The following is a 544-nucleotide window of genomic DNA, read 5'->3' as shown; positions in this document are numbered from 1 at the left end:
ACCTCTTTACTAAAATCTGTTCTTCTAAAATCCCAAAGACCATGGCATATCTACAAGAAGCCTGTCATGCCAATCATCACCATAAACGACGATTGTTCTGGGCGAAAGGAGAGTTAATTCGGCGAGGTAAAACGATCACACGGAGTAACCTCATCTACACTGCATGCTTAAGTAATGATCTTACTCCTTATCAGGAATCTCTGATTAAGGAAATCCTCGAGGCATGTAATGAAGAGGACTACTTCAATCAGGGCCGCACCGGTTAGGTTAGAACCTGCCCCCTGGCAGGCAGGAGAAACGTTAACGTTCCTCGCAATGGGAAACCTGGTTAAAGTTGAGAATGACATCAAGATCTGGTGCCTGTTCTGCGATACTCAAAAACAGTATCACGAGTCGCTTGAAAACATCGAGAAGATACCGTACTTCAGGGTTGGTAGCCGGTTTAACAATGGCCACCTGATCAATAGCCATTCGGTAGAGCAGAAATACGATTTTATTATTCACCCAGAAAAGATGAAAGCGGATACTATTCCCGAGAGACTAC

Annotated in this window: 2 protein-coding genes; both read left to right on the top strand. The window is 44.1% G+C overall.

What is annotated here, in order from left to right; genetic code table 11:
• The coding region (locus J7438_RS27290) for a hypothetical protein (RefSeq protein ID WP_209279146.1) at positions 1 to 266 on the top strand (266 nt) is incomplete at its 5' end.
• 49 nt (positions 267 to 315) lie between these two features.
• A partial coding sequence (locus J7438_RS27285) for a hypothetical protein (protein WP_209279145.1) occupies positions 316 to 544 on the top strand: 229 nt, incomplete at its 3' end.

Origin of the sequence: Thalassotalea sp. G20_0, from assembly GCF_017744175.1 — a bacterium.
Lineage (GTDB): Bacteria > Pseudomonadota > Gammaproteobacteria > Pseudomonadales > Endozoicomonadaceae > Endozoicomonas.
The sequence above is the reverse complement of the archived record's forward strand: the minus strand, read 5'-3'. Positions and strand labels throughout refer to the sequence as shown.